Origin of the sequence: uncultured Dietzia sp. (assembly GCF_937873725.1) — a bacterium.
Lineage (GTDB): Bacteria > Actinomycetota > Actinomycetes > Mycobacteriales > Mycobacteriaceae > Dietzia.
On the sequence record NZ_CALMYY010000001.1, the window covers coordinates 1 to 8,616 of the forward strand.

General features: G+C 73.5%; 9 protein-coding genes. 5 read left to right on the forward strand and 4 right to left on the reverse strand.

The annotated features are described in order from the left end of the window. Positions 1-8: 8 nt before the first annotated feature. Complete coding sequence (locus Q0444_RS00005; RefSeq protein WP_299020297.1) at positions 9-1,364, reverse strand: deoxyribodipyrimidine photo-lyase; 1,356 nt, start codon at positions 1,362-1,364, stop codon at positions 9-11. Positions 1,365-1,500: 136 nt separating this feature from the next. On the opposite strand from Q0444_RS00005, the gene Q0444_RS00010 reads away from it, so the two are divergent. Further along, a complete protein-coding gene (locus Q0444_RS00010) occupies positions 1,501-2,778 on the forward strand; it encodes a cation:proton antiporter (protein ID WP_299020300.1) in 1,278 nt (425 codons plus the stop codon). A 37-nt stretch (positions 2,779-2,815) separates the two neighbouring features. Continuing rightward, positions 2,816-3,427, forward strand: coding sequence for an NAD(P)-dependent oxidoreductase (locus Q0444_RS00015; protein WP_291085580.1), 612 nt, complete (start codon positions 2,816-2,818; stop codon positions 3,425-3,427). Here Q0444_RS00015 and Q0444_RS00020 read toward each other — a convergent pair. Both Q0444_RS00020 and Q0444_RS00025 read right to left on the reverse strand, forming a co-directional pair. Next, complete coding sequence (locus Q0444_RS00020; RefSeq protein WP_291085583.1) at positions 3,364-3,984, reverse strand: hypothetical protein; 621 nt, start codon at positions 3,982-3,984, stop codon at positions 3,364-3,366. The two genes, Q0444_RS00015 and Q0444_RS00020, sit on opposite strands and share 64 nt — an antisense overlap. Further along, on the reverse strand, positions 3,981-4,865 hold the full coding sequence (locus Q0444_RS00025; RefSeq protein WP_291085586.1) for an endonuclease/exonuclease/phosphatase family protein: 885 nt from the start codon (positions 4,863-4,865) through the stop codon (positions 3,981-3,983). Before Q0444_RS00025 ends, Q0444_RS00020 begins: the two co-directional genes overlap by 4 nt. 45 nt (positions 4,866-4,910) lie before the next feature. Between Q0444_RS00025 and Q0444_RS00030 the strand changes: the two genes are divergently transcribed. Beyond that, positions 4,911-5,987, forward strand: coding sequence for a pseudouridine synthase (locus tag Q0444_RS00030; protein ID WP_291085607.1), 1,077 nt, complete (start codon positions 4,911-4,913; stop codon positions 5,985-5,987). Here the strand turns inward: Q0444_RS00030 and Q0444_RS00035 are convergent. Further along, positions 5,873-7,636: a lipase family protein gene (locus Q0444_RS00035; RefSeq protein ID WP_291085589.1), complete on the reverse strand. Its 1,764-nt coding sequence runs from the start codon at positions 7,634-7,636 to the stop codon at positions 5,873-5,875. The two genes, Q0444_RS00030 and Q0444_RS00035, sit on opposite strands and share 115 nt — an antisense overlap. Before the next feature lie 141 nt (positions 7,637-7,777). Between Q0444_RS00035 and arfB the strand changes: the two genes are divergently transcribed. Next, entirely contained in the window at positions 7,778-8,221 is a 444-nt protein-coding gene (arfB, locus tag Q0444_RS00040) for an alternative ribosome rescue aminoacyl-tRNA hydrolase ArfB (protein ID WP_291085592.1), read from the forward strand. A gap of 165 nt (positions 8,222-8,386) precedes the next feature. Then, positions 8,387-8,616 (forward strand): hypothetical protein (locus Q0444_RS00045; RefSeq protein WP_299020308.1); only part of this gene is annotated, 230 nt, incomplete at its 3' end.

The window sequence follows — 8,616 nt, forward strand, 5'->3', positions numbered from 1 at the left end:
CGGAGGTCTTACCGAGCACGCGCCGCCACCGCCCCCTCCGGGTGGCCCCCCACCCGCTCGGGGACCCCGGGGCGGTCTCCCCGGGGGGCCCGCCACGGCTCGTGGGCCGCCGCGCCCGCCAGGTGGGCGAGCTCGGGGATCCACCGCCTCACGTACTCCCCGTCGGGGTCGAACTTGCGACCCTGGGTGATGGGGTTGAACACCCGGAAGTAGGGCGAGGCGTCGGTCCCGGTCCCCGCCACCCACTGCCACCCGTGACTGTTGGAGGCGATGTCGCCGTCGACGAGCTGATCGAGGAAGAACCGCGCCCCGACGGGCCACCACACGTGCAGGTCCTTGACCAGGAAGCTCGCGGTGACCATCCGCACCCGGTTGTGCATCCAGCCCTCGGCGCGTAGCTGCCTCATCCCCGCGTCGACGAACGGGTACCCCGTCAGCCCCTGCCGCCACGCCTCGACGAGGAGGTCGACCTCCGGGCCGTCGTCGTAGGGCATGCCCGCCAGCGCGCCCCGCAGATCCCGCCACGCCGACCGGGGCCAGTGCCAGAGGATGTCCGCGTAGAACTCCCGCCAGGCCAGTTCGGAGGTGAAGACGCGCGCGCCCTCGCCGAGGGCCTCGGGGTGCGCGGCGAGGTCGGCGAGGATCGTGCGCGGATGGATCTCGCCGTACTTCAGGTGCGCGGACAGCCGACTGGTGGTGTCGAGGTCCGGGCGGTCCCGCTGGTCCGCGTAGGAGGCCAGGTCGTCGCGGAGGAAATCCCGCCACCGCGCCAGGGCGGCCTTCTCCCCCGCCCCGCCCCCACCCCCGGGACCGGCGGACCCGGACGGCTCGGTGTCGGACGTCGCGGTGTCGGACGTCGCGGTGGCCCACGCCACGGCGGCGGGCCGCTCCCCGGGCGCGGGCCAGCCGTGCTCGCGCCACGCCCTGGCGAAGGGGGTGAACACCTTGTAGGGCTCCCCGGTGCGGTTGACGATCCGTCCCGGTCCGACGGCATAGGGCGATCCGGTCTCGACCAGACTCCGACCGTCGCGCCGGAGCCCGGCGCGCACCCGCTCGTCCCGCCGCCGACCGTACGGGGTGGATTCGCGGGCCACGTGGACCTCCCGGGCGTCCACCTCGGCGGCCAGCCCGGTGATCACGTCGGCGGGGTCGCCGGTGCGGACGACCAGGGCTCCACCGGTGTCGGCGGACAACGCGGCGAGCGAGGCCTCGAGCCGGTCCACCCGCCTGCCCCCGCGCGTGAGCAGGACCGGGTCGCGGACGAAGACCGGCAGGACCTCGTCCGAGGCCTCGACGGCGGCCAGCAGCGCGGGGTTGTCGGTCAGCCGCAGGTCGCGGCGAAACCACAGGATCGAGATGCTCACGTGACTCCAGACCGATGGGTCGCGGGGACCCCGGTGCGATCCGCCGCCGTGGACCCGAGTGTGGCAGAACCCCCGGCCGCCCGTCGGCCCGCGGGTCCAGTAACCTCTCGCTCATCACCCGAGCGAGAGGCCGTTCGTGACCACCACCCTCCTGGCCGCCGAGGCGACGTCGACCGAGCTCGTGTCCCTGTTCTGGATCGTCCTGGCGGTCTGGGCGGCCCCGCTGCTGTCCGGCATGACGCGCTCCCTCGTCCCGGGCGTTGTCCTGCTCCTGGCCGGCGGCATGCTGATCGGCCCCAACGGGCTCGGGTTGGCCGTGGAGACCGGCGGGGTCGCCATGCTGTCCGAGCTCGGGCTGGGGATGCTCTTCCTCCTGGCCGGGTTCGAGCTGGAGGTCTCGACCCTGACCGGGCGCGGTGGGCGTCGCGCGGCGGGGACCTGGGCCGCCAGTCTGGTCCTGGCGGCCGGGGTGGGCTGGCTGGTGTCGGGGCGCTGGGAGACGGCCGTCGCGATCGGGCTCCTGCTCACCTCCACCGCCATCGGGACCCTCCTGCCGATCCTCAAGGGCGCTGGCCAGGACGGCACCCCGGTGGGCCGCGCGATCCTCACCCACGGAGCGGTCGGCGAGCTGGGACCGATCCTGGTCATGGCGGTCCTGCTCAGCACCCGCAGCATCTCCTCGTCGATCGTGGCCGTCGGGCTGTTCCTCGTCGCCGCCCTGGTCATCCTCGCGGTGCCGTCCCGCCTGCTCCACGTCCCCGCGCTCGGCCGGGCGCTCGTCCGGGGGACCACCTCGACCGGCCAGCTGGCCATGCGCACGGTGATGCTGCTCCTGGCCACCATGATGGTCGTGGCCACGGTGTTCGGCCTGGACGTGGTGCTCGGGGCGTTCGCCGCCGGGATGATCCTGCGCCACCTGGTCGACGCCCTGGGCATGAACAGACGGACCGGGCGCGAGGACTCCGGCCGCGACCTCTCGGGGGTCCTCGTGGGTCAGCTCGAGACCGTCGGCTACACCCTGTTCATCCCGGTGTTCTTCGTGGTGTCGGGGATGGGCATCGACCTCCGGGCCGTCGCCGACACCCCGTGGATCCTCGTGGCGGCGGTGGCGAGCATGCTCGTCATCCGGGGTGGCGGGGTGTGGCTGAGTGAGACCGTCACCGCCGCCAGCCCCGGGCTGTCCACGCCGCGCGACCGCGCGCGGGTGGGGCTGTACGCCGCAACCGGCCTGCCGATCATCGTCGCCGTCACCGGGGTCGCCGTGGACAACGGCCTGATGAAGGACGAGATCTCCATGGTGCTGGTGGCCGCCGGCGCGGTGACCGTCCTGCTCTTCCCACTCCTGGCCGAACTCGTGCGGCAGGGTCCGGCGCCCGACCGGACGCCCGGCCGGAGGGCGGAACCGGCCGCGTAGGCTCACCAGAACGCGACGACGACGAGAAGAGGTCTCGGTGAAGCTCACCATCATCGGCGGGTCCCAGGGGACGGGGGCCCTGTTGGCCGGACTCGCCCGGGACGCCGGGCACGAGGTGACGGTCGTCTCGCGCAGCGGCAACGCACCCGCCGGTGTCCGGGGGGTCGTCGGCAGTGCGACGGACCCGGCGGTCGCCCGCGAGGCGGTGGCCGGAGCCGACGCGGTGGTGGTCACGGTGGGCGGGGCGAAGGGGGTCCGGCGCCAGCGCGCCGAGGTCACGCGGTCGATCGTGACCGCCATGACGGAGTCCGGACCCCGGAGGCTGGTCGTGCAGTCGTCACTCGGGGCCGGCGACTCCGGCGCGCAGATGCCGCTGCCGCTGAGGCTGCTGATGAAGGCGGTGCTGGCCGCCCCCCTCGCCGACCACGACGAGCAGGAGTCGGTCGTGGAATCCTCGGGCCTCGACTGGACCGTGGTCCGGCCGACCGGGCTGACCACCAGGCCGGCGACCGGACGGTGGCGTGCGCACGAGGTCGGTGACGGGGGCACGCTGGGCGGCAGCATCCCCCGCGCGGATCTCGCGGCCTACCTGCTCGAGGTGCTCTCCGACGACTCGCTCATCGGCAAGGCCGTCGGCATCAGCAGCTGAGGCCCGTACGCGAGAAGCACGCCCGCGCACAGGGCACCCAGCCCGCCCGCGGCCATGTCGCCGATCGTGTCGTCGAGGGTCACGAAGATCTCCTCGGTGAGGTAGGCGTGGCCGAACCACTCGATCATCTCCCACACCGCGCCCAGCGCCAGGCCGAACGCGACGGTGAGGACCACCGGCCCCACGGCCCCGACACCGGGGGTCGTCGGCGACGGCACGATCCCCTTGTGCGCGAGCACGAGGTAGGTCATCGTCGCCAGGGAGCCGGCGCACAGGGCGTGCACCACGATGTCCCACCACCAGATCTGCGCGTACACGTCGAAGACGTTGCTCCACGCCGCCACGAGCAGCGTGGCCGAGATCGCCGTGTCCGCCCACGGCCGCATCCCGATGAAGCGCGGGAGCATGAGGCCGGGCAGGGCGAACGCCACGATGGCCGCGTCGGTCAGCCCGTGGAGGAGCAGCGCCACCACGACGCCGGCGGTGCCGAGGACCCGCAGGGCGTCGGCCCACATCTCCGACGCCGTCTCGGCGGGCCGCAGGAAGTTGTCGATCATGTGGTGGCACCTCCCTCGTCCAGCCTCATGACGGCGTGGACCGGGAGATGATCCGAGGGCCATCCGCCGCCGTGGCGCCTCGGGTTGATCGCGGCGCGGGAGACGCTGAACGCCGACGAGGAGAGTATCCAGTCGATCCGGGCGCCGCCCCCACGCGGCGCGCGGTACCGCGCGTACGTCCCCCACTCCGCGGTCAGCCGGATCCTGGCGCCGCTCCAGCTGTCGGTGAGGGTTCCGTCCGCCAGCAGGGCCCGGACCGCCGCGCTCGACGGGCCGGCGTTGAGGTCCCCGGTGAGCACGACCGGCAACCCGCGTGCGGCGACACCGGCGAGGATCGCCTGGGCGGACCGCACCCGTGACCGCGGAGAGAGCGGGTCGAGGTGGGTGTTGACGGCGAGGAATCGCCCGCCGGTCGCCCGGTCGCGGAAGGCCGCGGAGACGACGATCCGCGGAAAGACGTTTCCCCACGAGGCCGAGCCGGGGCGGGAGGGCCGGTCCGACAGCGCGGACTGGTCCCAGTCGAGCAGCTCGAGCCTGTCGGCGTCGTAGAAGACGGGCGTCGCCTCCCCGCCTCCGTCGGGGGCCCTGCCCCGGCCGACGTGGCGGTAACGCGCGCCGAGCGCGGCGCGGATCGCCTCGGCCTGCCCCGCCACCACCTCCTGTGCGCCCAGCACCGTCGGCTGCTCCGTGGAGAGGAGCGCCCGCACCCGGGGCGCACGGACCTCCCACCGGTCGGCCGTGCGCGCCAGCACCGCCGGCACCGGCCGGCGGAGGTTCCAGCTCATCACGTGGAGGTCCGGACCTGAGACCGGGCCGACGAGCGCCTCGGCCGCCCGATCCTCGGGCGCGCCGGGGCTCGTCTGCGGGTCGCGCCTGGTCATGGACTCCACTGTATTGGTTCCGGGTGGGAGGATGGCCCCGTGCCCATGCCCTCGCCGCTGCCCGTCAAAGACGGGGTCGGACCGACGCGGCTGCGCGTGCCCGCCACCGGCCCGTGGTCGACGATCGCGGAGTTCGTGGTCGCGAGGTTCGACCACCTGGATCCGGACGACCTGCACCGTCGCTTCGCCGCCGGTGACTTCGTCGGCGTCGACGCCCGCCCTGTCGACCCCGGAGCGGCTCTCGGGTCCCACGAGTTCCTCTGGTACCACCGCGAGCTCCCCGCGGAGCGTCCGCTGCCGGTCCACGAGAAGATTCTCCACTCGGACCGCGACCTCGTGGTGATCGACAAGCCCCACTTCCTCCCCACCACCCCGACGGGGAGATTCCTCCGGGAGTCCGCGCTGGTCCGCCTGCGCGTCCGGCTCGACAACCCCGCGCTGACGCCGATCCACCGCCTCGACCGCGCCACGGCCGGACTCGTGATGTTCTCGGCCCGACCCGCCACGCGGGGGGCGTACCAGACGCTCTTCGCCAGGCGCGAGGTCGCCAAGGCCTACGAGGCGGTCTCGACGCGCCCGCCGGGGTGGGACCCCCGGGCCCCGGAGCTCTCGGGTCGGCCGGTCCCCCTGGTCCACCGCGACCACCTCGAGAGGCTGCGTGGAGACCTGCGGGTCGCGGTCCGACCGAACCGCGACCCGAACTCCGAAACCCTCGTCGACGTCCTCGGCTCCGGCTCCAGCGCCTCGGGACGCGCCGTCCTGCACACCCTCCTGCGCCCCCACACCGGCCGGTTGCACCAGCTGCGGGTGCACCTGGCCGCGCTCGGTATCCCCATCCTGGGCGACCGCCGGTACCCCGAACTCCTCCCCGAAGCGCCGGACGACCCCGACCTCCCGCTGCAGTTGCTGGCCCGCGAACTCGCCTTCATCGATCCCTTGACCGGGGCGCCCCGGCGATTCGTCTCCCGCCGGACGTTGTCCGAGGCCCCCGTCGCCGACGCATCCGCTCAGCAGGTCGGCGTGGGGGCCTCACCACTCCACCGGTCGAGGGTCCATGACACCAGCTGTGGCGTCAGCGGCGAGTCCGCGGCGACCAACCCGTTGTGGTCGAGCCCCGGGTAGGTCCGATAGTCGAGAGGTTCCCCGGCGGCGCAGCGCGCGTCCACCCAGCCCTGCTGCATGCCCGGCTTCACCAGCGGGTCGGACGTGCCCTGGGCGATCAGCACCGGAGAGGGCCACGGCCCGGTCGGCGAGTTCGCCCGAAGCGCCTCACCCAGGTCGCCGTCGAGGGCCGAGTCGGGGAAGACCTGTTCGGGGATCTGGCTCCCCCGGATCAGCGCCGCGATCACGTCCTTCTCGTTGAAGCAGAGGTCGCCGATCTCCTCGACGCCGTACGCCGTGCCCGGGTTGAGGTGCCCGGACAGGTCCAGCTCGGGATAGACCGCGTTCCACGACTGCGCGATGTACGCGGAGACGGTCTTGCCGGCCACCTCGTCCTTGCTCGCCTCGGCGAGGTCGAACAGGTCCGTGGCCGGGGCCATGCCGACGATCCCCTTGAGAGTCAGCTCGGGCGCGTAGTCCCCGGCGATCTGTCCGGCCCACAGCGCGCCGTGGCCGCCCTGGGAGTGGCCCCACACCACGGTGTCGGTGCTGAGCGTGACGCCGTCGAGCTGCCGCGCGGCGAGGGAGGCGTCGAGGACGTTGCGTGCCTCCGCCTGTCCGACCAGGTAGGGATGCGGCCCCTCGGTGCCGAGGCCCACGTAGTCGGAGATCACCCCCGCCCAGCCGTGGGCGGTGACCATCTGCTCGAGCGCGGTACCGGCGCCGTCGGCGAACGGGGTGGGGCTGAGGGTCGGCGCGCAGCGCGGGACGATGCCTGTCGTCCCGTGCGCCACACTGAGCAGCGGCAGCGGATCCTGCCCCCGATCCGTCGGTGCGATCACCGCACCGCTGGCCACCCTCACGCCGCCCGACGGGTCCGTGGTGGTGTAGAGGATCCGCCAGGCGTCGGCCCCTGCGGGGACTCCCGAGGTGAGCGTCTCGGCACGCAACAGCACACCGGGCTCGTCGGGCAGCGGGTCCGTCGCCGAGTAGAAGTCACCGGGTTCCGGGCGGTCGTCGCCGCGCAGCAGCAGAGCGCTGCCGATCGCGAGCGCGACCACCACCAGCAACGCGACAACCGCGAGGATCGTCCGGCCCCACCTGCGCATCCCGCCCCGACCGCCCCGCGCGGACGCGTCCTCACGACGCGGGGGCAGCAGGGACTCCAGGAGCCCCCGCAGTCCCACGAAGACCAGCCAGGCCCCGACCCCGTACTTGACGAGCTCGATCGCCAACACCGGCCAGACCAGGCAGAGCACGCCGAAGAGGATCGCCGCGGCCCCACCGACCAGCCCCGCCACCCGGCGATCGGTCTCGCTCCGCAGCGCCGCCAGGATCGTGTGGATCCCGTGCACGACCAAGGCGGTGACCATGACCCACAACAGACTCCGGATGCTCGCGGACTGCCACACCAGCACCACCACGCCCGCGGCGGCCGAGGCGAGCCCGGCGAGGACGCGTCCCCACCGCCGGGAACGGCCCGCACCGTCGACGCCGATCGCCGTCGCGAGACCGACGACGACGAGGCCCACACCCGCCCCCCTGACGATCCACGGCAGGGTGAGGTGGACCAGGATCACCACCAGGCCCAGCCCGATCGCGGCGAGGGCGAGAATCACCCCGGCGACCCGCCTGGTCCCGGCGACCCGCGGGTCGAAATCTGTGCTCATCCCTCGTCCTCTCGCCACGGGCTCCCGTCCGGGTGGCGCGGGCCCGGCCCGTCCTCGGATGAAGAGTACTGTCACGGACCCCGGTTCAGGCGCATGTCGCGACGCCCACCCTCTACACCCGGTGACGGCACACTGGAGACCATGGACGACCTCCACGTGGCACCCGGCCCGGGCCTCCCCCACGGCCTACGGGTGCCGGCGCGGGACCTGCTCGAGCAGTTCTCCCGCTCCTCGGGACCCGGCGGCCAGGGTGTCAACACGGCCGACTCCCGCGTGCAGCTGAGCCTGGACCTGGCCACGACCACCGCGCTCACCGGCGACCAGCGGAGCCTGGCTCTCCATCGGCTGGCCCCCTCCCTCGCCGGGACCGTACTCACCATCGCCGCCTCGGAGCACCGGTCCCAGCGCCGGAACCGGCGCGCCGCCCGGGACAGGCTCGCGGCCCTGCTGCGCGACGCCCTGGCCCCCGACTCCGTCCGGCGACCGACCCGCCCCACCCGCGGTTCCCGCGTCCGGAGTGCCGACGCGAAGCGCCGACGGTCACAGACCAAAGCGGACCGGAAGCGCCCGGACGCGCGGGAGTGACCCCCGGCCGACACCCGGGCCCGTCAGCACGGCCGCCGATCCCGTGGACGCCCGACACCTCGCCGCGGTTCCCGCCACTCGCGTTCCCCCCAGGCCGCCTCGCGGAATCCACAGAACGCCGTGGAGGGGTGTCGGCCGCGTGGGCAGTGCCGAAGAATCCGGGGCATGAGATTCGACGATCTGCCCGAGAACTGGACCTCGCTTCCTCTCGATGACGCACCGCTCGCGTCCGGTGTCATAGACCTCGTCATCGGATATCGCGATCGCCAGCGCGACACGATGCTCATCCTGCCCTGCGACCAGCACGACGTCGCCGTGCCCCGACCGATCCTCATCGGCGAGATCGACTGGGCGCAGTCCGACGGCGACCGCCGCAGGGCGACGTCCGTGCTGCC